Below are 21,938 nucleotides of genomic sequence, written 5' to 3'. Positions count from 1 at the left end.
GCACCGGGGTTACACGGGCTACGCCGGCTCGGTCGGGGGCTGCGGCGCAAGCACTTCGATCACGCCGTGGTTCTCCCGAACCTCAAAGTGCGGCAATGGCTTCGGCGCTGTCGGCAACTGGTGTGTCACGACCTCGCCGGCAGGTGAGAACGACGTGAGATGGCAGGGGCAGTGCAACCGGTCGTCGGCCCGGTCGAACCACAGCTTGCAGCCCTGGTGCGTGCACACGCCGGACACCGCCTCGACCCGGTCGTCGACCCGGCGGACGAATCCGGTCACGGTGCCGAGGTCGAACTTCCGCATGTCCCCGTCCGCCACTTCGGAACTCTGCGCGACGGGCTGCCACGATCCGTCGTTCGGGACCAGCTCCGCATCGGCGGGCGGCTCGGCCGGGCGGCCGGTCACCAGGTGGTCGACGGAGACCGCGACCACTGCCGCGGTGGCCGCCGCGGTCGTGCCCACGATGACCTGGCGGCGCGTGGCCGACGGCGCTTTGCGCTCGGGCTCGTCGCTCGAAAGTTGTTCGGCGATGCGGCGCTTGAGGGCATCGACGAATTCCGGGCGTGGGTCGCCGTCGCCGTCGCGGGCAGCCCGCAACTCGATGGCCGTGCGCACCTGGGCGGCTTCGAAGCCGTCGGCGCGGAAAGGCCTTGGGCGGCGACCGTTGAGAAGGTCGTCGACGTACTTGCGCACCCCGCGCTTGGTCACCGGTGCCCTCCCTCGTTGATCTGGGCAGCCAGCCGCAGGGCACGGTGCTGCAGAACCTTGGCGTTGGCGATGCTCACCCCCATGTCGGCGGCTGACTCGCGAATCGACCGGCCCTCAAGGAACCGCAGTTCCAGCACCCGCCGGTACTGCGGTGGCAGCGATTCGAGCACGGTCGCGACGCGCTCAGGCGCGGTGCTGACGGCATCGTCGGGGTCACCCGTCGCTTCGACGTCGTCGATCGTGGTGATCTCGCGACCCATCGTGGCGCGCCAGTGCGCGGCCAGCACCGTACGGGCCGTAGCTCGCAGGTAGGCCCGGACCTCTGCCGCGCTGGCGGTCAAGCGCAGCGGGCGCAGCGCCGCCAAGAACACCTCCGACGTGAGATCCTCGGCGTCGGCCCGGCTGCCGAGCCGCGCGAACAGCAGCCGGTACACCCACGTGACGTTGTCCTCGTACACCGCCTCCCACGATGCGTACGGCGCCTGGCCGCTGTCGGACGCTCCCACGAGGTGCAACTCGGGCCTGGGCCGTGGCTCGCCGCCGGGATCACCTTGCGCGGGCACCGGAAGTCTCCGCCGCCATCGGCACACCTCTCATCGTCAGCGGTTCCACACCCGTAGATATGCCGCCGGGTTACACGGGCTTCCGCCGGTTTCAGGATCCACCCGAACACGCGGCCCCGGAGCCGAATCACGTGTAACCCGGCGGCATATCTACGGGTGTGGAACCGCTCACATCCCGGAGGTTTCCCATGCAACGAGAATCGCGGCGCCACACGGCGCTTGCGCGGATCGGTATCGCCGTCGCGGCGGCGAGCGCCGCGGCAGGCGTGGTGGCCTGCTCGCCTTCGCCTGCCGATCCCCCGACCATCGTCGACTTCGGCGCCAACGGCGGCACGTCGGTCGGCATGGCGCCCATGACGGGCATGTCCGCCATGCCGATGCCTGCCGCGACATCGATGGACCCGCCGGCATCCCCGGTCGCGGGCACCGAGGTACGCATCGACAACTTCGCGTTCGTACCGGCGACGTTGACCGTCAAGCGCGGCGAGACCGTCACATGGACCAACCACGACGAGGAACCGCACACCGTGGCCGCGGGCGACGGATCCTTCCACTCCCCCGGGATGGATGCCAACGGTACCTACAGCTTCACGTTCAGCACGCCGGGAAGCTTCGACTACATCTGCTCGATCCACCCGTTCATGCGGGGCACCGTGGTGGTGACAGCATGAGCGAAGCTTGCGATCCCAACACCATGACGCGCCGTCAGCTCCTGCGTCACAGCGGATGGTTCGGCGCCGCAGTCGGGCTCGCCGTGGTGGGCGGCGAGGTGCTGTCGCACGCGGCGGCCGCACCGGCTGCGCACATCGATCGCCCCACGTTGCGGTTCGCTCAGGTCAGCGACAGCCACATCGGGTTCATCGGCACCGCCAATCCCGACGTGGTCGGATCTTTCGGCCGGGCCATCGAGCAGATCAACAACCTCGACCACCAACCGGACTTCGTCATCCACACGGGCGATCTCACGCATCTGGCGACCCCCGAACAGTTCGATCAGGTCAAGCACATGATGTCCGGGCTCCACACCCCGCACGTGTTCACGGTGCCGGGCGAACACGATTCGGTCGACGACGCCGGGCAGAAGTACCGGTCGGTGTTCGGCGCGGGCACGCGCGGCGACGGGTGGTACAGCTTCGACATCGCGGGCGTGCATGTGATCGGCCTGGTCAACACACTCAACCTCAAGAAGCTCGGCCACCTCGGGGAAGATCAGCTGGAGTTCGTGCAGAAAGACGTGGCGCCGTTGTCGTCCGACACGCCGATCGTCGTGTTCAGCCACATCCCACTGTTCGCGATGTATCCGGACTGGGGTTGGGGCACCGACGATGCCGGCCGGGCACTGAGCTACCTGCGCCGGTTCGCGTCGGTGACGTGTCTCAACGGGCATGTGCACCAGCTGTTCTCGAAGACCGAGGGCAACGTCACGTTCTACAGCGGGACCACCACGGCCTATCCGCTGCCCCACCCCGGCGCCGGTCCCGCGCCGAAGCCACTCACGCTCCCCGCGGGACAGCTGCATGACGCGCTCGGCATCCGGGAGGTCACCTACACCACGGGCCAGACCGCGCTGGCGCTCAAAGAGGAGACACTACAATGAACATCCCAGACACCACGGTCAATCTCGGCATCGCGTGCGGATTGTTCGCCAGTGCGGGCAGCCATGCCTACCTGTATCTGCATGGCTACCAGCACATCCCGATGATCGGTCCGGGGTTTCTCGTACTGGTCGCGACCTTCGGCGCGCTCGGGGTGCTCATCGCGGTCGGCGGGCCGGCCTGGCTGCACCTCGCGGCGCTCGTGGGATCAGCGGGCGCGGTCGCGGCGTTCGCGCTGTCCCGCACCACCGGGTTGTTCGGGTTCGGCGAGCGCGGACTGCAGCCGGCGCCGCACGCGTTGCTCAGCCTGCTCGCAGAATTGGTGGTCGTGGCCCTCACGATGTGGTCGCTGCGGGGAATTTTCGGCGTGTCGCGCCCGGTTCGCACGCGCGCCGCCGAAATTCGGTAGGCAGATGGGATGCACATCGAAGACCGGGTGGCGATCGTCACCGGCGCGGGCTCAGGTATCGGCCGGGCCATCGCGCAGACTCTGAGCGCAGCCGGGGCCCGCGTGGTGGTCAGCGACATCGACGAGCGTCAGGCCGCCGCGACGGCCGACACGATCCGAACGGCGGGCGGCGCCGCCATCGCTGCCCGTGCCGATGCGGCCGCGACCGCTGACATCGAGCGCCTGGTAGCCCTGGCCGAAGCCGAATTCGGCCCGGTCGACATCTACGTCGCGAACGCCGGGATCATCGGCGCGTCGGGTCTCGGTACCGACGAGCAGTGGGATGTCATCCTCGACGTCAACCTGCGGGCCCACATTCGGGCGGCGGATGTGCTGATACCCCAATGGGTTTCCCGCGGTGGCGGCTATTTCGTCTCGGTGGCCTCAGCCGCCGGGCTGTTGTCGCAGATCGGCGCGGCGGGATATACCGTGACCAAGCACGCGGCGGTGGGCTTCGCCGAATGGCTCGCCATCACTTATGGCGACGACGGTGTGGGCGTCAGTTGCGTGTGCCCGCTCGGCGTTGACACCCCACTGCTGAATGCCGTGCGCGCGGCGGACGACCCGGACACACAGGCCGGCGCCGAGTCGATCGTCCGCTCCGGCAGCGTCATCAGTGCCGAAGATGTCGCGGTCGCGACGGTGGACGCCGTGCGGGCCGATCGGTTCCTGGTGCTGCCGCACCCGCAGGTGCTGGACATGTACCGGCACAAGGGTTCCGACTACGACCGCTGGATCGCCGGCATGCGCCGTTACCAGCGTTCACTGCGCGAAGGTTGATTCAGCCGCCGGCGGTCTGCCCGTGGGGCGTGCGGAGCGTGACCGGCGGCAGGTATTGGCCGAGCAGGGTCCGATGCCAACACACGTGCTCGTGCCTGAGCTCTGCCCAGGTGCTGAACCGGTAGCGGTACAGCTGCGCCCGGACATGTCGTGGCGGCGCGTCCCCGAAGGGGTTGCTGCGCAAGAGCTTGAGCGTTTCGCGGTCGTTCTCCAGCAGCCGGACCAGCAGCGTGCGCAACCACGGTTTGGCGTAGGCAGGCGAGATGGCGGCGAACCACATGAGCCAGTCCAGGCGCAGGTGATACGGCGCGTACTGACGCGGCCACCGGTGCACGTCGCCGGGCTTGCCCTTGAACTCGTATTCCCGCCACACGGTGTGCTCGGTCAAATGTGCGTCGGCGGTGCCTTCGATGATCACCTCGTCACGCGTCCGCCCGACGACGCCGAAGGCTCCGTAGCTGTTGACCAGGTGATACCTGTTGTAGGACACGTTCATTCGCTGGCGCTTCGAGACCAGATTGCGCGCGGGCCAGTAGCTCAGCACGACGATCGTCGCGGTGAACGCAAGCACGACGACGATGAACCAGGCTGGTGCAGGCGGTAAATCGGGCGTGGTGACCGGCAGAACGGAATCCGACACCGCGCCGAACGCCAGCACGATGGTCACCCAGTTGAGCCACGCGAAGTTGCCCGACGCCACCAACCACAGTTGCGTGACGATGATGATTGCGGCGGCGTAGCTCGCCACCGGTTGCGGAGCGAACAGCGCGAACGGAACGACGAGCTGTGCAAAGTGGTTGCCCGCCACCTCGATACGGTGCAGCGGCTTGGGCAGGTGGTGGAAGAACCAGCTCAGCGGGCCCGGCATGGGTTGCGTCTCGTGGTGGTAGTACAGGCAGGTCAGCGTGCGCCAGCAGCGGTCACCGCGCAGCTTGATCATGCCCGCGCCGAACTCGACCCGGAAAACCAGCCACCGCACGAGCAGCAGCACCAGGATGGGCGGCGCGGTGTCGTCATTGCCCAGAAACACCACCAGGAAGCCGGTTTCCAGCAGCAGCGACTCCCAGCCGAACGAGTACCACGTCTGCCCGACGTTGACGATCGACAGATAAAGGGCCCAGACGCACAGCCAGGTCAGCATCGCCGCCCACAACGGCACCGCATCACTGAAACCGGCCAGCAGCAGCACCGACAGCGCGGCACCGAGCCAGCAGATCGTGGCGCAGAACCGGTCGGTGTAGTGCAGGTGAAAGATGCTCGGCGCGTTGCGGAACGAGGTGCGTGCGAGGAATTGCGGGATGGGCAGCAGGCCCGCGGAGCCCATGAGCGCACGGAACTGGCGAGCGGCCGCGATGAACGCGATCAGATAGATCGCCGCGGTCCCCCGCTGCACCACCTGCCTGGCGAGCCAGTAGTCGGTTGCCGTGAACCAGTCCATGCCGTACCTCGGCGGACGCTGGGGTCCGTCCACCTCAGACGGTACCCCGCGGCACCGCGTTTGATACCTGATGCGACCGGGTAATTCGACGTTCATGACGGGCGACGGTGGCGACAAGCCGGAATCAGACGTGGAAGCCGACGAGCACGTCGCGCGCTCGCGTCGCGGTGGTCGCTACGTGGGCCGCGCGAGCGGTGAAGACGACTTCGACGCCGGCCAGACCGGGTCCGAGGCCCGCGCCGAGCACGACGCGGATCCGTCAGGCCACTGACCCGGCGGTCCTGCCGGGATGTTCAACAGGTGTCAAGTAAGCTGAGCGCGTGGGTGCTGAGTCGAGGCGACGGCTCTCCCCCGCCGATCGGCGCAGTGAGCTGTTGGCGTTGGGGGCCGAAGTGTTCGGCCAACGACCGTACGACGAGGTCCGGATCGACGAGATCGCCGAACGCGCCGGGGTGTCCCGCGCGCTGATGTACCACTACTTCCCCGACAAGCGGGCCTTCTTCTCCGCCGTCGTACGCACCGAGGGTGAGCGCCTGTTCGAGGCCACCAACACTCCGGCCGAACCCGGCCAGAGCCTTTTCGACCAGCTGCGCGCAGGCGTGCTCGCCTACCTGCGCTACGACGAGGAACATCCGCACGGCGCGTGGGCGGCCTACATGGGCATGGGGCGTGCCGATCCCGTGCTGCGGGGTATCGACGACGTCGACAACGACCGGCAGGCCAACCGGATCATGGAGCGCATCCGCGAGACGGTGGGCCAGCCGCTGGATGCCAAGGTGGAACGCGACCTGCGGGCCACCATCTACGGCTGGCTCGCGTTGACGTTCGAGCTGTGCCGCCAGCGCGTCATCGACCCGTCCATCGACGCGGGCTTCGTCGCCGATTCCTGCGCGCACGCCCTGCTCGACGCGGTAGGCCGGGTACCGGGCCTACCCGCCGAACTGGTGGCCGCGGCATCCCCTGAGCACCGCTGACCGCTTCTTGTCGGTGCCGCGCGGCAGTATGGGTGGATGGCTCACCCCGATCCGCTGACCCGGTTCAGCGCGCTGACCCGGGAGTGGTTCACGGCTGCCTTCCCGGCTCCCACAGCCGCGCAGGCTCAGGCTTGGTCGGCGATCGCCGAGGGCGACAACACGCTGGTCATCGCACCGACGGGGTCGGGCAAGACCCTGGCCGCGTTCCTGTGGGCGATCGACCGGCTGGCCGCTGAGCCACCGCAGAAGGGCACCCGGGTGCTCTATGTGTCGCCGCTCAAGGCGCTGGCCGTCGACGTCGAACGCAACCTGCGCACGCCGCTGACCGGCATCACGCGCGTCGCCGAACGCCACGGGCTGCCCGCCCCCGAGATCAGTGTGGGCGTTCGGTCCGGTGACACGCCGCCCAATCAGCGGCGCGCGATGATCGCGCAGCCGCCGGACATCCTGATCACCACACCGGAATCGCTGTTCCTGATGCTGACGTCGGCGGCGCGCGAGACGCTCGCCACGGTGCAGACCGTCATCGTCGACGAGGTGCACGCGGTCGCGGCGACCAAACGCGGTGCCCACCTTGCGCTTTCGCTCGAACGGCTGGACCAGCTCCTCGACCGGCCTGCGCAGCGCATCGGGCTGTCGGCGACCGTGCGGCCGCCGGAGGAAGTGGCGCGTTTCCTGTCCGGGCAGGCCCCGACCACCATCGTCGCGCCGCCGGCGGCCAAGACCTTCGACCTGTCGGTGCAGGTTCCGGTGCCCGACATGGCCAACCTCGACAACAACAGCATCTGGCCCGACGTCGAGGAACGCATCGTCGATCTGGTCGAATCGCATCAGTCCTCGATCGTGTTCGCCAATTCCCGACGCCTCGCCGAGCGCCTGACGTCGCGGCTCAACGAGATCCACGCCGAACGCGCCGGAATCCAATTGTCGCTCGACCACAATCCGCAGGTCGGGGGCGGCGCACCGGCCCAGCTGATGGCCAGTGGTCAGGCCAACGGGGCGCCGACGCTGCTGGCCCGGGCCCACCACGGTTCGGTCAGCAAGGAACAGCGCGCACAGGTCGAGGAGGATCTCAAGAGCGGGCGGCTGCGCGCCGTCGTCGCCACATCCAGCCTGGAGTTGGGCATCGACATGGGCGCGGTCGACCTGGTGATCCAGGTCGAGGCACCGCCGTCGGTGGCCAGCGGGCTGCAGCGCATCGGGCGTGCCGGGCATCAGGTCGGAGAGATCTCGCAGGGCGTGCTCTTCCCCAAACACCGCACCGATCTGATCGGCTGCGCCGTGACCGTGCAGCGCATGCGTTCGGGTGACATCGAAACCATGCGGGTGCCGGCCAACCCGCTCGACGTGCTCGCGCAGCACACCGTCGCGGCGTGCGCGCTGGAGCCCGTCGACGCCGACGCGTGGTTCGACGCGGTCCGCCGCAGTGCGCCGTTCGCGACCCTGCCGCGCAGCGCCTTCGAGGCCACGCTGGATCTGTTGTCGGGCAAGTATCCGTCGACCGAGTTCGCCGAGCTGCGGCCCCGGCTGGTGTACGACCGCGACGCAGGCACGCTCACGGCCCGGCCCGGCGCGCAGCGCCTCGCGGTAACCTCGGGTGGCGCCATCCCCGACCGTGGCCTGTTCACCGTGTACCTCGCGACCGATTCGGAAAAGCCTTCGCGGGTAGGCGAACTCGACGAGGAGATGGTGTACGAGTCGCGGCCGGGCGACGTGATATCACTTGGCGCCACCAGCTGGCGCATCACCGAGATCACCCATGACCGGGTGCTGGTCATCCCGGCACCGGGCCAGCCCGCACGGCTGCCGTTCTGGCGGGGTGACAGCGTGGGCCGTCCCGCGGAACTGGGTGCCGCGGTCGGAGCGTTCACGGGCGAGCTGGCGAGTCTCGACCGCGCGGAGTTCGACGAGCAGTGCCAGGACATGGGTTTCGCCGGATACGCGACGGACAACCTCCATCAGCTGCTGGCCGAGCAGCGGCAGGCTACGGGCGTGGTGCCGAGCGACACCACGTTCGTGGTCGAGCGGTTCCGTGACGAGCTCGGCGATTGGCGCGTGATCCTGCATTCGCCGTACGGGTTGCGCGTGCACGGCCCGTTGGCGCTCGCGGTCGGCCGGCGGCTGCGGGAACGGTACGGCATCGACGAGAAGCCCACTGCCTCCGACGACGGCATCATCGTGCGGCTGCCCGACAGCGGCGAGAATCCGCCCGGCGCCGATCTTTTCGTGTTCGATGCCGATGAGGTCGAAGCCATTGTGACCGCCGAGGTCGGTGGCTCGGCACTGTTCGCCTCCCGCTTCCGGGAGTGTGCCGCCCGCGCGCTGCTGCTGCCGCGACGGCATCCGGGCAAGCGGTCACCGCTGTGGCATCAACGTCAGCGCGCCGCACAGCTGCTCGACATCGCCAGGAAGTACCCCGATTTCCCCATCGTGCTGGAAGCGGTGCGGGAATGCCTGCAGGACGTCTATGACGTGCCCGCGCTCACCGAGCTCATGCGCAGGGTTGCGCAGCGCCGGTTACGGGTTGTGGAGGTCGAAACCGCGACACCGTCGCCGTTCGCGGCGTCGCTGTTGTTCGGCTACGTCGGGGCCTTCATGTACGAGGGCGACAGCCCGCTGGCCGAGCGCCGCGCGGCGGCGCTGGCACTGGACACCGTGCTGCTCGCCGAATTGCTGGGCCGCATCGAACTGCGCGAGCTGCTCGAGCCCGCCGTGGTGGCCTCGACCGCCGCACAGCTGCAGCACCTCACCGCCGAACGCGCAGCACGCGACGCCGAGGCCGTGGCCGACCTGCTGCGGCTGCTCGGCCCACTCACCGAGGCCGAGATCGCCGAGCGCTCGACCACAGACAACGTCGGCGGCTGGCTCGACGGTCTGCAGGCGGCCAAACGCGCGCTTCCGGTGACCTTCGCGGGCCAGTCCTGGTGGGTCGCGGTGGAAGACATCGGGTTGTTGCGCGACGGGCTCGGTGTGCCGGTTCCGGTCGGGGTTCCGGCGGCGTTCACCGAATCCGTCACCGACCCGCTGAGCGATCTGATCGGCCGCTACGCCCGGACTCATGGGCCGTTCAGCACCGATCAGGTGGCCGCGCGGTTCGGTCTGGGCCTCCGGGTGACCTCGGATGTGCTCGGCCGCATGGCGATCGACGGGCGGCTGGTACGCGGCGAGTTCGTCGACGACCTGGCAGGCGATCAGTGGTGCGACGCCGAGGTGCTCAAGATTCTGCGCCGGCGATCGCTGGCCGCCCTGCGGGCGCAGGTCGAGCCTGTCAGCACCGCGGCCTACGGCCGGTTCCTGCCCCCGTGGCAGCACGTGGGCTCGGTACACAGCAGCGGTATCGACGGACTGGCCGCGGTGATCGAACAGCTCGCCGGGGTGGCGATGCCGGCATCAGCGGTCGAATCACTGGTTTTCGGTCAACGCGTCGCCGACTATCAGCCGGCCATGCTCGACGAGCTGCTCGCGTCGGGTGAGGTCACGTGGTCGGGCGCCGGGCAGATCGGAGCCGGCGACGGCTGGGTCGCGTTCCACCTCGCCGATTCCGCACCGCTCACGCTCGCGGCGCCGGCCGAGATCGAGTTCACGGACACGCATCGCGCCATCATGGAGACCTTGTCTCCCGGCGGCGCGTACTTCTTCCGTCAGCTGGCCGACGGCACTGCCACCGACGAGCTCAAAGCCGCACTGTGGGAACTCATCTGGGCCGGCTGGGTCACGGGCGACACGTTCGCGCCCGTGCGCGCGGTGCTGTCCGGGCCGCGTCGCTCCGGCGCCCCCGCGCATCGGCAACGGCAACGTCCACCACGGCTGAGCCGCTACAGCGTCGCGCATCCTCAGGCCCGCGCCGCCGATCCGATGGTGTCCGGCCGGTGGTCGGCGTTGCCTGCGCCCGAGCCGGATTCGACCATCCGCGCGCATTTCCAGGCCGAGCTGTTGCTCAACCGGTACGGCGTCCTCACCAAGGGCGCGGTGGGCCTCGAAGGAGTGCCCGGCGGATTCGCCACGCTTTACAAGGTGTTGAGCGCGTTCGAAGATGCCGGGCGCTGCCAGCGCGGGTACTTCGTGGAGTCCCTGGGCGGGGCTCAGTTCGCGGTCGCATCGACCGTCGACCGGCTACGGTCCTATCTCGACAGCGTGGACCCCCAACGTCCCGAATACCACGCGGTGGTGCTCGCCGCGACCGACCCGGCCAACCCGTACGGCGCCGCATTGCCGTGGCCCGACGACGGCGAGTCCGGTCACCGCCCCGGACGCAAGGCCGGCGCCGTGGTGGCGCTGGTGGACGGCCAGCTGGTGTGGTTCTTGGAGCGCGGCGGGAAATCCCTGCTGAGTTTCGGCGCTGACCCCGAAGCGCAACGGGCAGCCGCGTCGGCGCTCGCGGGCCTGGTGAGCGCCGGCCGCATATCGTCGCTGCTCGTGGAGCGCGTGAACGGAGTCGCGGTGTTGGACCCGGACGTCGACAGCGAGCGCACGACCGTGCAGGACGCGTTGGTCGGCGCGGGTTTCAGCCGGACGCCGCGGGGCCTTAGATTGCGGTGAGGAAGTCGTCGACGAGCGGGACGACCTCATCGAGATGGGTTTCCAACAACCAGTGGCCACCGCCGAGCAGATGCAGTGGTGCATCGGGGAGGTCACGCAGGTAGGCCCTGGCCGATTGCTCGGGCATGTAGCCGTCGTACGGACCCCACACGATGAGCGTGGGCGGCCGGTGCTCGCGCAGGTAGGCCTGCTCACGCGGGAACCATTCGAGTGTCGACGGCTGATCTTCGAGCAGCCGGATGGTGTTGGCGAGGCGCTGCGGCGTCGACATCAACGACCAGTGCAGCGTCCACAGGTCGGGGCTGATGCGGTCAGCGATGTCGGCCGGCAGTTCTCCGACGAATTCGCTCTTGAAACCCTCCAGCGTCACGTGTTCGGCGATGCGACGCCGCGACGCCGCGCCCGGGTCATCCCACAACTTCTTGAGGAATTCGTATTTGGGCCCGAACGCGTCCTCGTAGATGTCACCGTTCTGGATGACGAGGCCCGCAATCCGATCCGGACGGTGCAGCGCCAACCGAAAACCGAACTGCGACCCGTAGTCATGCAGCCACACCACGTAGCGCGACAGGCCCACGGCATCGACGAATGCCTGCAAGAACGCTGCGTAGGCGTCAAAGGTGTAGGCAAACTCGTCTGGCGACGGGGTTGCGCTGTAACCGAATCCGGGCATGTCGGGCGAGATCAACCGCCACCGGTGGGCCAGCGCCGCCATGAGGTTGCGGTATGCATAGGACGAACACGGATAGCCATGCGGTAACAGCACCACGGGCGCCTCAGGCGGTCCCGCCTCCCGATAGAACACGTCGATATCGTCGACCGCGATCCGCCGATGGTGCACAGGTCCGATCATGTCCGTCGCATACCCACCAAAGGGAATGTTGAAGCCCCAGGCCGAGAAGCTGGTTCAATGAGGGCATGCCCGAAGGCGACACCGTCTTCCACACCGCCACCGCACTGCGTACCGCACTCGTGGGAAAAACGTTGACGCGCTGTGACATTCGAGTACCGCGCTATGCCACTGTCGATCTCACCGGACAGGTCGTGGACGAGGTGCTCAGCCGGGGCAAGCACCTGTTCATCCGCGTCGGGCCGGCGAGCATCCATTCGCACCTGAAGATGGAGGGCAGTTGGCGGGTCGGCTGGTCCGGCGGCGCGGCACACCGGGTGCGAATCGTCCTGGAAACCGCCGATGCCCGCGCCACCGGGATCGACCTCGGTGTCCTTGAAGTGCTCGATCGCGATGCCGACATGGACGCGGTCGCGCACCTCGGTCCGGACCTGCTGGGACCGGACTGGGAGCCGCGCACCGCGGCAGCCAACCTGACGGCGGATCCGGCCCGGCCTATTTCGGAAGCTCTACTCGACCAGCGGGTCATGGCAGGCGTCGGCAACGTGTACTGCAACGAGCTGTGTTTCGTCTTCGGCCACCGCCCCACCACGCCGGTCGATGCCGTGAAGGATCCGCTGCGTGTCGTGCAGCGAGCGCGGGACATGCTGTGGCTCAACAGATCCCGAGTCAATCGGACGACCACCGGCGACACTCGCCGAGGCCGCCAACTCTGGGTGTACGGCCGCGCGGGCGAACCGTGCCGACGCTGCGGGACGCTGATCGAAACCGATGCGAGCGGCGAGCGCGTGACGTTCTGGTGCCCAGCCTGCCAGAGGTGATGTCAAGGTCTAATTGTCTTGCGCCCCAAGTTCTGTGGATGAAGTACAAGCTGGGGATAACTCGCCGGGTCGTCGGCGGACCGCGATAGAATTCGAACATGCATTCGACCAGCGTCGTGGATCGCGAGGCGGTATTCGCCGCCTACGCCGACTACGACGCGGCCTGCGCCACACTGGCCACCCTGACCTACACCAGCCTGACCCTGCCCGAACTACTTGAGCTGCAATCCCGCCGCGAGACCCAAGCCTGCCACGCCCCCACCGTCGACCACGCCCTGCTCGCCGAAATCCAGACCCGCACCACCGCCAAAGACATCGGCGCGAAAGACTGGGCCGACGTACTGGTCCACCGGCTACGCATCAGCCGCACCGAAGCCCGCCGCCGCGTCGCCGAAGCCCACGACCTCGGCCCCCGCACCACGCTCAACGGCGACGCCCTCCCTCCGCTGCTACCCGACACCGCCGCCGCCCAGGCCACCGGGCAGATCAACGCCGAACACGTCGCCATCATCCGCAACTTCATCAACAAACCCCCCATCCCCCTCGACGACGCCACCATCGCCCACATCGACACCGACCTGACCCGCATCGCCATCGGCAACACCCCCGAAACCCTGCGACGCAGCGCCGAACGCATCGCCTTCCACCTCAACCAGGACGGCGAAGAACCCGTCGAAGACCGCCGCGCCCGCCGCCGCGGCATCACCCTGGGCCCCCAGGACGCCGACGGCCTGCGCAAAGTCACCGGCTTCGCCGACGCCGAACTGTGCAGCTACCTCGAAGCCATCGACGCCAAATGGGCCGCCCCCGGCAAATGCAACCCCGACGACGAGAACCCCGACACCGAACCCGCCTCCACCACCGACGAGGACACCAACGCCGAGCCGCCCGACGACACCCCCGACACCCTGATCGCGGCCCAGCCTGCAGATACAGCCGAAACCAAGACCAATACCGAGACCGCCGAATCCAAGCCCGCGGCTGCCACGAAAGACACCCGCACCCTGCCCCAACGCCGCCACGACGCCTGGAAAGCCGTCGCGCGCGCCATGCTCGCCTCCGGCAACCTCGGCCAACACAACGGCCTACCCGTCACCGTCGTCGTCTCCACCACCCTGCGCGAACTACAAACCGGCACCGGCATCGCCACCACCGGCGGTCACACCGCCCTACCCATGTCCGACGTCATCCGCATGGCCAGCCACGCCAACCACTACCTCGTCATCTTCGACGACCACCACGAAATCCCGCTCTACCTCGGCAGAACCAAACGCATCGCCACCCCCGGACAACGCATCGTGCTCTACGCCCGCGACCGCGGATGCACGGTCCCCGGCTGCACCGGACCCGCCTACCACGCCGAAGCCCACCACGCCCGCGCCGACTTCGTCGCAGGCGGCCGAACCGACATCACCGACCTCACCCTGGCCTGCGGACCCCAAAACCGCCTCGTCACCGACAACGGCTGGACCACCCGCATCCGCCCCGATGGCCGCGTCGAATGGATCCCACCACCCCTTCTCGACACAGGCCAAGACCGCATCAACCACTACTGGCACCCCGAAGAACTCTTCCACCCACCCGAAGAAGACGATCCCTAAGGTGAAGTCATGAGCAACGCCGTCGTCGTGCGCCCCACGTCAGCGGACGACCTTGACGCCATCGGCGCCATCTACGCCCACCACGTGCAGACGGGGGTCGCCACTTTCGAGTTGACGCCGCCGGACCGCGCGGAGTGGGACCGCAGGCTCGCCACTGCGCGGGAGCGTGAATTGCCGTTCCTCACTGCGGTATTCGACGGTGAGGTGGCGGGTTACGCGTACTGCGCGCCGTGGAAGGCCCGCCCGGCCTATGACCACACCGTGGAGAATTCGATCTACCTGGCTCCCCAGGCGACCGGGCGCGGCATCGGCGCAGCGCTGCTGCAGGCACTGCTCGCCGGCTGCGCGGCGGCGGGGGTGCGTGAGGTGATCGCCGTGGTCGTGGACACCGAAGACGCAGCCGCCTCGTTCGCTCTGCACCGTAGGTACGGTTTCGCAGAGGCCGGGCGGCTGCGTTCGGTGGGTTTCAAGCACTCGCGCTGGCTGGATACTGTGCTGCTCCAGCGCAGCCTGGAGGTCAGTTGACCAGGACCAGCTCGCGGTCGGTCTCGGCGGCTTCTGCCTGGGACTCGGCACCGGGCTGGGGCTCCGGAGCAACCTGGGGTTCGACACCCGCCTGAGACTCGGCAGCGGCCTGAGGCTCGGCAGCAGGCTCCGATTCGGGCGCGACTTCAGGCGCGGCGTCCTTGCTGCCGCCGCCCCACGGGAACGCCAGCCGCACGATCTTGCGGACGACGGTGCCGAACTGCTTGTACAGCGGACCGGTGTTGTAGGGCAGGCCGTAGCGCTCGCAGATCTCGCGGACCTCGACCGAGATCTCGGCGTGCCGATGTGCCGGGATGTCCGGGAACAGGTGATGCTCGATCTGGAAGGACAGGTTGCCGCTGAGGATGTGGAACAGCTTGCCGCCGGTCAGGTTTGCCGAACCGAGCAGCTGCCGGAAGTACCACTGACCGCGGGACTCGTTCTCGGTTTCCTCGATGGAGAACTCCTGGGTGCCCTCCGGGAAGTGCCCGCAGAAGATGATCATGTACGACCACACGTTGCGCATGAGGTTGGCGGTCATGTTGCCGGCGAACACGAACGGCGCGAACGGGCCGGCCAGCAGTGGGAAGGCCACGTAGTCCTTGAGCGTCTGGCGCTTGGTCTTCGCCCAGATGCCGCGCAGCACATCCTTCTTGTCGGCGATGCTGATCTCGCCGGACCGGATGCGCTCGGTCTCCAGCTCGTGCAGCGCGACGCCGTACTGGAAGAACACCATGAGCAGGAACGCGTAGACCGGGTTGCCGAGGTAGTACGGCGACCACTTCTGGTCCTCGCTCATGCGCAGGATGCCGTAGCCGATGTCGCGGTCCATGTCGACGATGTTGGTGTACGTGTGGTGCATGTAGTTGTGCGAGTGCCGCCACTGGTCGGCCGGGCAGGCGGTGTCCCACTCGAAAGCCTTGCTGGAGATGGCCGGATCGCCCATCCAGTCGTATTGGCCGTGCATGACGTTGTGGCCGATCTCCATGTTGTCGAGGATCTTCGAGATCCCCAGCATGGCGGTGCCGGCCAGCCAGAACGGCGGGAAGATCGAGGCGAACAGCAGCGCGCGGCCACCGACCTCGAGCTTGCGCTGGGTCTTGATGATGTTGCGGATGTAGGTGGCGTCGCGCTCACCGAGGTCGGCGATGACGCGCTCGCGGATCGCGTCGAGCTCGGCGCCGAACGCTTCCGCCTGCTCGGGGGTGAGGCTGTACTTCTTGTTCTCGGACATGACAGCTCCTTTCGGGTAGTTCAGAGATCGATGTCGACGTCACCGACGGGGGCGGTGACGCAGATCTGGATGTCTTCGCAATCGGCGCTGGACACCGCGCCGGTGATGAGGTTGCGCACCGCACCGCGGGTCTTGAACCGGGTGCAGCTGTGGCAGATACCCATGCGGCATCCGCTCTCGGGCGTCAGACCGGCGGCCTCGGCCTGCACCAGCAGCGGTTGACCGTCGTCGGTCACCGCGACATTGCTGGTGGTGAACTTGACCGTCCCGCCGGTCGATTCGGCAGGAATGCTGAACACGGGCGGCACGAAACTCTCCGACCGCACGTCCGGACGCAATTCCCGGACGGCATCGAGCAGTTCGGTGGGCCCGCAGGCGAACACCGCGTCGGGCGCTCCATCGGGAAATGCCACGGCGAGATGCTCAGGCCCGAAACGCCCCTCGAGGTCGGTCCCGTCGGTGTTGCGGGTGTACCCGTGCAGCACCCGGACACCGGCGGTCCGCATGGCACGGAGCTCGGTGCGGTAACTGGCCTCGTCGGCGCTGCGCGCGTAGTGCACGAACGCGACTTCACCGGTGAACGCCTGTGCACGCAGCGTCTGCAGCATCGACAACACCGGCGTGATGCCGCTGCCCCCGGACACGAACAGGATGCGCCGCGGCAGCTCGTCGGGCAGGACGAAATCTCCCCCGACCGAGTCGAGCCCAAGCACCATCCCCGCATACGCGTGATCACACAGGTAGTTCGACACCAAGCCGCCCTCGTGGCGCCCGATGGTCAGCTCGATCGAGCCCGCCCCCTCGGCACTGGCCGGGGAATAGCAGCGCGTACGGCGCCGGCCGTTGATCTCGACGGACAGGTTGATGTGCTGGCCGGCCCGGAAACCTTTGAACGCCTCGTTCGGTTCCAGGGTCAGCGTGACGCTGCGCGACGTCTGCCGCCGCACGGCGATCACCTTGGCGCGGGCATCGCCACGCGTCCAGGTCGGTTCGACCAGCTCGGTGTAGCGATCCACACCGTGCGGGCCGGTGAGCAGGTTCACCAGCGACGAGCTGGATACCCGCCTGCGAACTCCTGCCGCCAACGTTTGAGTGAACATGTGTACACAGTGCGCCGTTACCCGCGGTACTGTCAACGACAAAATTGCTGGTTGTGTTACGCTTCACATCAGTGAACAGACGTACGCCGACTTCACGAACACGACGCGCGGAGTCGCCGCGACCGTCGCGTTCGCGTGACACGCTGTCCAGGGATGAGCGCAAAGAGGCCACCCGGCGGGCCATCATCGCCGCGGCGCTCAAGCTCCTGGAACATCGGAGTTTCAGCTCGTTGAGCCTGCGCGAGGTGACGCGCGAGGCAGGCATCGTCCCCGCGGCCTTCTATCGGCACTTCGACTCGATGGACGCCCTGGGCCTGGTGCTGATCGACGAGTCCTTCCGGTCGTTGCGCGACATGTTGCGTGGCGCGCGCGCTGGCAAGCTCGATCCCGCGCACGTCATCGAGTCGTCGGCGGAGATTCTCATCGGCAGCGTGAACGAACGCCGCGAACACTGGCGGTTCATCTCGCGCGAACGCTCCAGCGGGGTCTCGGTGCTGCGCTATGCGATCCGCACCGAAATCCGCTTGATCACTTCCGAACTCGCGATCGACCTGGCCCGCTTCCCCGGCCTGAAGGACTGGAGCAGCGAGGATCTCAACATCCTGGCGAGCCTGTTCGTCAACGCGATGATCTCGATCGCCGAGGCCCTTGAGGACGCGGGGGACGCACAGTCCGTGGATGAGATCCACCGCACGGCGGTCAAGCAACTACGGATGATCGCCGTCGGCGTCCAGGGGTGGCGCAGCGAAAGTTGACGTCCGAATCGGCCCGGTTCTGCGCCCAATTCATCAAACCCGGGATCGACGGCGACGTCACGGAGTTCAGCGAGGCGTTCCGCCACCGTCGACAATGACGGCCTGGCCGGTGATGTAGCTGCCGGCGTCCGAGCACAACAGCAGTGCGGCGCCGACCATTTCGTCAGGGCTCGCCAGCCGCTTCATCAACGTGCCGCCGACCATGTGGTCGATGGCCTCCTGCGGGTTGTTACGCACCATGTCGGTGTCGACCGGCCCTGGGGCGAGCGCGTTGACCCGAATGCCGTGTGGCGCGAACTCGGCGGCCATCGATCGCGTCACCGACATCAACGCCGCCTTGCCCGACGCGTAGATCGACAATGCCGGCGCAAAATTGAAGGCGCCCACCGACACCATGTTCAGCACCGCCGCATGGGGACTGGCCCGCAATTGCGGTAGTGCGTGCTGGACCAGGAACACCGGTCCCCGCAGGTTCACCTCGTAGGATTTGGCCCACGCCTCGGGCGTCATCTGGCCGAGCGGCTGGGCCAGCGCGTTGGCCGCGTTGTTGACGACGACGTCGACGCCACCGAACTCCGCGACCGTCCGCTCGACGAGCGCCCCCAGCGCGTCGATGTCGCCGCTGTGCGTCGGCACTCCGACGGCCTGACCGCCGAGCGCGCGGAGATGTTCGGCGGCAGCCGCGCACGCGTCGGCCTTGCGGCTGGCCACCACCACCCGAGCACCCGCCAGGATGAAGCCCTCCGCGAGCGCCAACCCGATGCCGCGGGTTCCGCCGGTCACGATGACGGTGCGCTCGCTCATGTCGAACAGGCGATCAAATCTCTGACGGTCCACCCCGTCAGTAGAACACGTGTCAGTTCTGCGCGATCCCTGTAACGCATCGACGCCGAACCACGATAGTCCATGGAGTTTGCTGACTGCTGGCAGGGCTATCTGGCGAGGACGGCATGGGCATGATCGCCGACGGCCGCACCGGCCGCTCGTCGGGTAGCGTATGGCATTGCAGTACATTGAACTTGACGGCCACGCCGACGTGGCGAAGATGCCCACATCGGTCACCTGCGCTGCACGCAGGGAATCCGGCTCGGCCGTAGCACTGTTAGCCAGTGAGTTCGAGTTCCCGCTCGACCAGCCGGATTTCGTTCGTCGTGAGTTGCTCGATGTGTGGCTGGTCAGGGCTGAGATGGCGATTCGGGGGCATCGCGCATCAGCCACAGCGATTACCGACCTGGGGGTGAACATGGCCACCGGCCGCAAGCCGGGACGCAGGCGAGGCAGGAACGCGCGTGGGAAACGACGCGCCGCGGCGGCGGGGGTCGCCCTCGGCTCAGGTCTGGCGATCGTGACCGCGATGGTCAACGCGCAGGCCCAGGCCGCCGAAGCCTGGCAACAGAAGACTCCGCCGCTGACCACTCCCTGGACTCATCTGGTCAGCCCGTCCAACGCGCTGCCCGAATACCCGCGGCCACAGCTGACCCGCTCGCGCTGGCTGAGTCTCAACGGCGGATGGGACTACACGGGCCGGTCGGCGCCGACTGAGACGCCACCCCCGGCACACGAGTTCCGCGAACGGATCCTGGTTCCCTACCCACCCGAATCCGCACTGTCGGGCATTCAGCGCCACGACGACCGGATGTGGTACCGCAAGGTGTTCAAGGTGCCTGCGACCTGGCGTGGGCAACGCATCCTGCTGCATTTCGGGGCCGTCGACCAGATCGCCACCGTATGGGTGAACAACCGCAAGGTTGCCCACCACGAAGGCGGCTACACGTCGTTCAGTGCCGACATCACCGATGCGCTGCGCCGGTCGCGGGCCCAGGAATTGACCGTGCGGGTCGAGGACCGCAACGAGGCCGGCGGCTTCCCCGTCGGCAAACAGCGCAACAATCCGCGCGGCCTGACCTACACCGGCGCGTCGGGCATCTGGCAGACCGTGTGGCTCGAACCGGTGCCCATGACCCACGTCGACCAGCTCGACGTCACCTCTGACCTCACCGGTTTCACGATCACGCCGCGGGTGTCGGCGACCAACTACGGCCGCACCGTGGTCGTCGCCACCAGGCCCGACGGCAAGGACGTCGCGATCGCGACGGCTGATCCCGGGCGGCCCGTGCGGGTGCGGGTGCCCAAACCCCACCTCTGGACCCCTGACGACCCCTACCTGTACAACCTCAAGGTGCGGCTCATGAGCCGGTCCGGCCAGGTGCTCGACGAGGTGGCGAGCTACGGCGGACTGCGCACGATCGGCACGGTCCGCGACGCCAAGGGCAGGCCGAGGATCGCGCTGAACGGCAAGATCATGTTCCTGCAGGGCGTACTCGACCAGGGCTACTGGCCCGACGGCATCTACACCGCGCCGACCGACGAGGCGCTGAAGTTCGACCTGGAGAAGACCAAGGCGCTGGGTCTGAACTTCGTCCGCAAGCACGCCAAGGTGGAACCGGCGCGGTGGTACTACTGGACCGACCGGCTGGGGCTCATGGTGTGGCAGGACATGCCGTCGCTGGGCGTCTCGCTGGAGGTTCCGCCAGGGCCGGCCCCGGACCCGCCGCCCGACGCCAAGCGGCATTTCGAGGACGAGCTCGCCGAGATGATCGATCAACTGCGCAGTGTCACGTCGATCGTCGGCTGGGTGCCGTTCAACGAGGGCTGGGGCGAGTACGACACCGCGCGCATCACCGACGCCGTGAAGGCCCGCGACCCCAGCCGCATGGTGAATCCGAACAGCGGGGCCAACTGTTGCCAGTCGCGCGGCGACAGCGGCGCCGGTGACGTCTACGACGCCCACACCTACGTCGGTCCCCGGCCGCCCGCGGTGCAGGGCGACCGCCCGGTGGTGGTGGGTGAGTACGGCGGTGTGGGTCTCGTGCTCGACAAGAACCGCTGGCCCGGCAGGCCCGAGGCCTATGAGATGACCGACGACCAGGCCCGGTTGACGCAGCGCTACATCGACGTCAGCCGCGAACTCGAGACTCTCGTGCGCGACACCGGGATCTCGGGCGCGGTCTACACCCAGACCACCGATGTCGAGAACGAGGTCAACGGATATCTGAGCTACGACCGGCGGTTGGTCAAGGTCGATCTGCCCGCGGTCGCCGCACGCAACCGCGCGGTGATCGACGCGGGATCCGGCTGAGTTCGGCGCTCACAGCGTGCGGGAGCTGACGAACGCGCGCCGCTGCCCGCTCACCGGATCGTCGAACTCGAGGCGATGCGCGAGCAGCTGAAGCGGGGTCGAAAAGTCGTCGGCGGCAACGTCGATGACTTCGGGATACAGCGGGTCACCGGTGATCGGCAGCCCGAGGGCGGCCATGTGCACGCGCAGTTGATGCGTGCGGCCGGTGTGCGGAGTGAGCCGGTACAGGCCGCCGCCGAGGTGTTCGACGACCGTTTCGGCGTTCGGTTCGCCCGGTTCCTCGGTGGCCTGTAACCGACCGCGCTGCTTGATGATTCGGCTGCGCACCGTGATCGGGAAGTCGAGATCGGCTCGGTGCGCGGCGCGGGCGAGATACGTCTTGCGCGTCAGCCCGCGGGAGAACAAGGTCTGGTACGCACCACGGATCTCGCGGCGCGCGGTCAACAGCAGCACCCCCGCGGTGAGCCGGTCCAGCCGGTGCGCGGGGCTCAGCTCCGGCAGGCCCAGGTCGCGGCGCAACCGCACGAGCGCGGTCTGCGCGACGTGGCTGCCGCGGGGCATCGTGGCCAGGAAGTGCGGCTTGTCGGCCACCACGATGTCGTTGTCGCGGTACAGGACCGGAATGTCGAACGGCACCGGGGTCTCGTCGGCCAGGTCGCGGTAGAAGTAGACGTGTGCGCCTGCCGGCAGCGTCGTGGTCTCGTCGACCACCGTGCCGTCCGGCCGAAGTACCTCCCCGGCAAGCACTTTCGCGCCGATGCCGAAGCGGGCCTGCAATTCGCGGAACACGTTGCCGCCCAGCAACCGCAACCGCGCCGGGCCGAGGCCGTCGCGCACCGGGAGTGGCGCGGGTCTCCTCACCGCCCCG

The 21,938-nt window shown here is 67.9% G+C and carries 20 protein-coding genes; 12 read left to right on the top strand and 8 right to left on the bottom strand.

Annotation, left to right across the window (positions count from 1 at the left end):
- Positions 1-18: 18 nt before the first annotated feature.
- Positions 19-708: a Rieske (2Fe-2S) protein gene (locus G6N67_RS22995; RefSeq protein ID WP_036428640.1), complete on the bottom strand. Its 690-nt coding sequence runs from the start codon at positions 706-708 to the stop codon at positions 19-21.
- Positions 705-1,223 carry an RNA polymerase sigma factor gene (locus tag G6N67_RS22990; RefSeq protein WP_051578844.1) on the bottom strand — a complete coding sequence of 173 codons (519 nt, stop codon included), beginning with the start codon at positions 1,221-1,223 and terminating at the stop codon, positions 705-707. Before G6N67_RS22990 ends, G6N67_RS22995 begins: the two co-directional genes overlap by 4 nt.
- A 236-nt stretch (positions 1,224-1,459) precedes the next feature.
- Here G6N67_RS22990 and G6N67_RS22985 point away from each other — a divergent pair, with 236 nt between their 5' ends.
- The 4 genes from G6N67_RS22985 to G6N67_RS22970 are packed head-to-tail and all read left to right on the top strand — an operon-like array spanning position 1,460 to position 4,094.
- The gene (locus tag G6N67_RS22985; RefSeq protein ID WP_036428646.1) at positions 1,460-1,942 is read left to right on the top strand and encodes a cupredoxin domain-containing protein; all 483 of its coding nucleotides are present in this window, start codon (positions 1,460-1,462) and stop codon (positions 1,940-1,942) included.
- Positions 1,939-2,868 carry a metallophosphoesterase family protein gene (locus tag G6N67_RS22980; protein ID WP_036428648.1) on the top strand — a complete coding sequence of 310 codons (930 nt, stop codon included), beginning with the start codon at positions 1,939-1,941 and terminating at the stop codon, positions 2,866-2,868. The genes G6N67_RS22985 and G6N67_RS22980 overlap by 4 nt, the downstream gene beginning before the upstream one ends.
- Entirely contained in the window at positions 2,865-3,275 is a 411-nt protein-coding gene (locus G6N67_RS22975; protein ID WP_036428651.1) for a hypothetical protein, read from the top strand. Before G6N67_RS22980 ends, G6N67_RS22975 begins: the two co-directional genes overlap by 4 nt.
- 9 nt (positions 3,276-3,284) lie before the next feature.
- The gene (locus G6N67_RS22970; RefSeq protein ID WP_036428654.1) at positions 3,285-4,094 is read left to right on the top strand and encodes an SDR family oxidoreductase; all 810 of its coding nucleotides are present in this window, start codon (positions 3,285-3,287) and stop codon (positions 4,092-4,094) included.
- A 1-nt stretch (position 4,095) separates the two neighbouring features.
- Here G6N67_RS22970 and G6N67_RS22965 read toward each other — a convergent pair whose 3' ends face one another.
- Positions 4,096-5,532, bottom strand: a complete 1,437-nt coding sequence (locus G6N67_RS22965) for a lipase maturation factor family protein (RefSeq protein WP_036428655.1) — start codon at positions 5,530-5,532, stop codon at positions 4,096-4,098.
- A gap of 70 nt (positions 5,533-5,602) precedes the next feature.
- Between G6N67_RS22965 and G6N67_RS22960 the strand changes: the two genes are divergently transcribed.
- Genes G6N67_RS22960 through G6N67_RS22950 form a run of 3 tightly spaced genes read left to right on the top strand, consistent with a single transcriptional unit; the run spans position 5,603 to position 11,045 of the window.
- Complete coding sequence (locus G6N67_RS22960; protein WP_131524546.1) at positions 5,603-5,803, top strand: hypothetical protein; 201 nt, start codon at positions 5,603-5,605, stop codon at positions 5,801-5,803.
- A gap of 49 nt (positions 5,804-5,852) precedes the next feature.
- Positions 5,853-6,506 (top strand): TetR/AcrR family transcriptional regulator, encoded by a 654-nt coding sequence (locus G6N67_RS22955; RefSeq protein WP_036428657.1) that lies wholly within the window; start codon positions 5,853-5,855, stop codon positions 6,504-6,506.
- Between the two features lie 36 nt (positions 6,507-6,542).
- Positions 6,543-11,045, top strand: a complete 4,503-nt coding sequence (locus G6N67_RS22950; protein WP_036428659.1) for an ATP-dependent helicase — start codon at positions 6,543-6,545, stop codon at positions 11,043-11,045.
- On the opposite strand, the gene G6N67_RS22945 is transcribed toward G6N67_RS22950, so the two are convergent.
- A complete protein-coding gene (locus G6N67_RS22945; RefSeq protein ID WP_179976744.1) occupies positions 11,032-11,898 on the bottom strand; it encodes an alpha/beta fold hydrolase in 867 nt (288 codons plus the stop codon). The two genes, G6N67_RS22950 and G6N67_RS22945, sit on opposite strands and share 14 nt — an antisense overlap.
- Before the next feature lie 65 nt (positions 11,899-11,963).
- Between G6N67_RS22945 and nei2 the strand changes: the two genes are divergently transcribed.
- The 3 genes from nei2 to G6N67_RS22930 all read left to right on the top strand — a co-directional run bounded on the left by nei2 (position 11,964) and on the right by G6N67_RS22930 (position 14,842).
- Positions 11,964-12,716, top strand: a complete 753-nt coding sequence (gene nei2, locus G6N67_RS22940; protein ID WP_036428661.1) for an endonuclease VIII Nei2 — start codon at positions 11,964-11,966, stop codon at positions 12,714-12,716.
- A gap of 98 nt (positions 12,717-12,814) precedes the next feature.
- Entirely contained in the window at positions 12,815-14,317 is a 1,503-nt protein-coding gene (locus G6N67_RS22935) for an HNH endonuclease signature motif containing protein (protein ID WP_036428664.1), read from the top strand.
- Positions 14,318-14,326: 9 nt separating this feature from the next.
- On the top strand, positions 14,327-14,842 hold the full coding sequence (locus G6N67_RS22930) for a GNAT family N-acetyltransferase (protein WP_051578430.1): 516 nt from the start codon (positions 14,327-14,329) through the stop codon (positions 14,840-14,842).
- Here G6N67_RS22930 and G6N67_RS22925 read toward each other — a convergent pair.
- Positions 14,835-16,076, bottom strand: coding sequence for a fatty acid desaturase family protein (locus G6N67_RS22925; protein WP_163642270.1), 1,242 nt, complete (start codon positions 16,074-16,076; stop codon positions 14,835-14,837). The two genes, G6N67_RS22930 and G6N67_RS22925, sit on opposite strands and share 8 nt — an antisense overlap.
- A 20-nt stretch (positions 16,077-16,096) precedes the next feature.
- Positions 16,097-17,176: a ferredoxin reductase gene (locus G6N67_RS22920; protein ID WP_036428667.1), complete on the bottom strand. Its 1,080-nt coding sequence runs from the start codon at positions 17,174-17,176 to the stop codon at positions 16,097-16,099.
- Between the two features lie 71 nt (positions 17,177-17,247).
- Between G6N67_RS22920 and G6N67_RS22915 the strand changes: the two genes are divergently transcribed.
- Positions 17,248-17,931, top strand: a complete 684-nt coding sequence (locus tag G6N67_RS22915; protein ID WP_036428668.1) for a TetR family transcriptional regulator — start codon at positions 17,248-17,250, stop codon at positions 17,929-17,931.
- 66 nt (positions 17,932-17,997) lie between these two features.
- On the opposite strand, the gene G6N67_RS22910 is transcribed toward G6N67_RS22915, so the two are convergent.
- Positions 17,998-18,768: an SDR family NAD(P)-dependent oxidoreductase gene (locus tag G6N67_RS22910; protein ID WP_036428669.1), complete on the bottom strand. Its 771-nt coding sequence runs from the start codon at positions 18,766-18,768 to the stop codon at positions 17,998-18,000.
- 517 nt (positions 18,769-19,285) lie between these two features.
- Between G6N67_RS22910 and G6N67_RS22905 the strand changes: the two genes are divergently transcribed.
- Entirely contained in the window at positions 19,286-21,070 is a 1,785-nt protein-coding gene (locus G6N67_RS22905; protein ID WP_036434264.1) for a glycoside hydrolase family 2 protein, read from the top strand.
- Between the two features lie 9 nt (positions 21,071-21,079).
- Here the strand turns inward: G6N67_RS22905 and G6N67_RS22900 are convergent, their stop codons facing one another.
- Positions 21,080-21,931: a pseudouridine synthase gene (locus tag G6N67_RS22900; RefSeq protein ID WP_036428670.1), complete on the bottom strand. Its 852-nt coding sequence runs from the start codon at positions 21,929-21,931 to the stop codon at positions 21,080-21,082.
- Between the last annotated feature and the right edge of the window lie 7 nt (positions 21,932-21,938).

Origin of the sequence: Mycolicibacterium mageritense, assembly GCF_010727475.1 — a bacterium.
Taxonomy (GTDB): Bacteria; Actinomycetota; Actinomycetes; order Mycobacteriales; family Mycobacteriaceae; genus Mycobacterium; species Mycobacterium mageritense.
The sequence above is the reverse complement of the archived record's forward strand: the minus strand, read 5'-3'. Positions and strand labels throughout refer to the sequence as shown.

Excerpts from the sequence above, each read along its gene's own strand:
- G6N67_RS22985 (WP_036428646.1), top strand. The coding sequence starts at position 1,460 with ATGCAACGAGAATCGCGGCGCCACACGGCGCTTGCGCGGATCGGTATC.
- G6N67_RS22980 (WP_036428648.1), top strand. The coding sequence starts at position 1,939 with ATGAGCGAAGCTTGCGATCCCAACACCATGACGCGCCGTCAGCTCCTG.
- G6N67_RS22975 (WP_036428651.1), top strand. The coding sequence starts at position 2,865 with ATGAACATCCCAGACACCACGGTCAATCTCGGCATCGCGTGCGGATTG.
- G6N67_RS22970 (WP_036428654.1), top strand. The coding sequence starts at position 3,285 with ATGCACATCGAAGACCGGGTGGCGATCGTCACCGGCGCGGGCTCAGGT.
- G6N67_RS22965 (WP_036428655.1), bottom strand. The coding sequence starts at position 5,532 with ATGGACTGGTTCACGGCAACCGACTACTGGCTCGCCAGGCAGGTGGTG.
- G6N67_RS22960 (WP_131524546.1), top strand. The coding sequence starts at position 5,603 with ATGCGACCGGGTAATTCGACGTTCATGACGGGCGACGGTGGCGACAAG.
- G6N67_RS22950 (WP_036428659.1), top strand. The coding sequence starts at position 6,543 with ATGGCTCACCCCGATCCGCTGACCCGGTTCAGCGCGCTGACCCGGGAG.
- G6N67_RS22945 (WP_179976744.1), bottom strand. The coding sequence starts at position 11,898 with ATGATCGGACCTGTGCACCATCGGCGGATCGCGGTCGACGATATCGAC.
- nei2 (WP_036428661.1), top strand. The coding sequence starts at position 11,964 with ATGCCCGAAGGCGACACCGTCTTCCACACCGCCACCGCACTGCGTACC.
- G6N67_RS22935 (WP_036428664.1), top strand. The coding sequence starts at position 12,815 with ATGCATTCGACCAGCGTCGTGGATCGCGAGGCGGTATTCGCCGCCTAC.
- G6N67_RS22930 (WP_051578430.1), top strand. The coding sequence starts at position 14,327 with ATGAGCAACGCCGTCGTCGTGCGCCCCACGTCAGCGGACGACCTTGAC.
- G6N67_RS22925 (WP_163642270.1), bottom strand. The coding sequence starts at position 16,076 with ATGTCCGAGAACAAGAAGTACAGCCTCACCCCCGAGCAGGCGGAAGCG.
- G6N67_RS22920 (WP_036428667.1), bottom strand. The coding sequence starts at position 17,176 with ATGTTCACTCAAACGTTGGCGGCAGGAGTTCGCAGGCGGGTATCCAGC.
- G6N67_RS22905 (WP_036434264.1), top strand. The coding sequence starts at position 19,286 with ATGGTCAACGCGCAGGCCCAGGCCGCCGAAGCCTGGCAACAGAAGACT.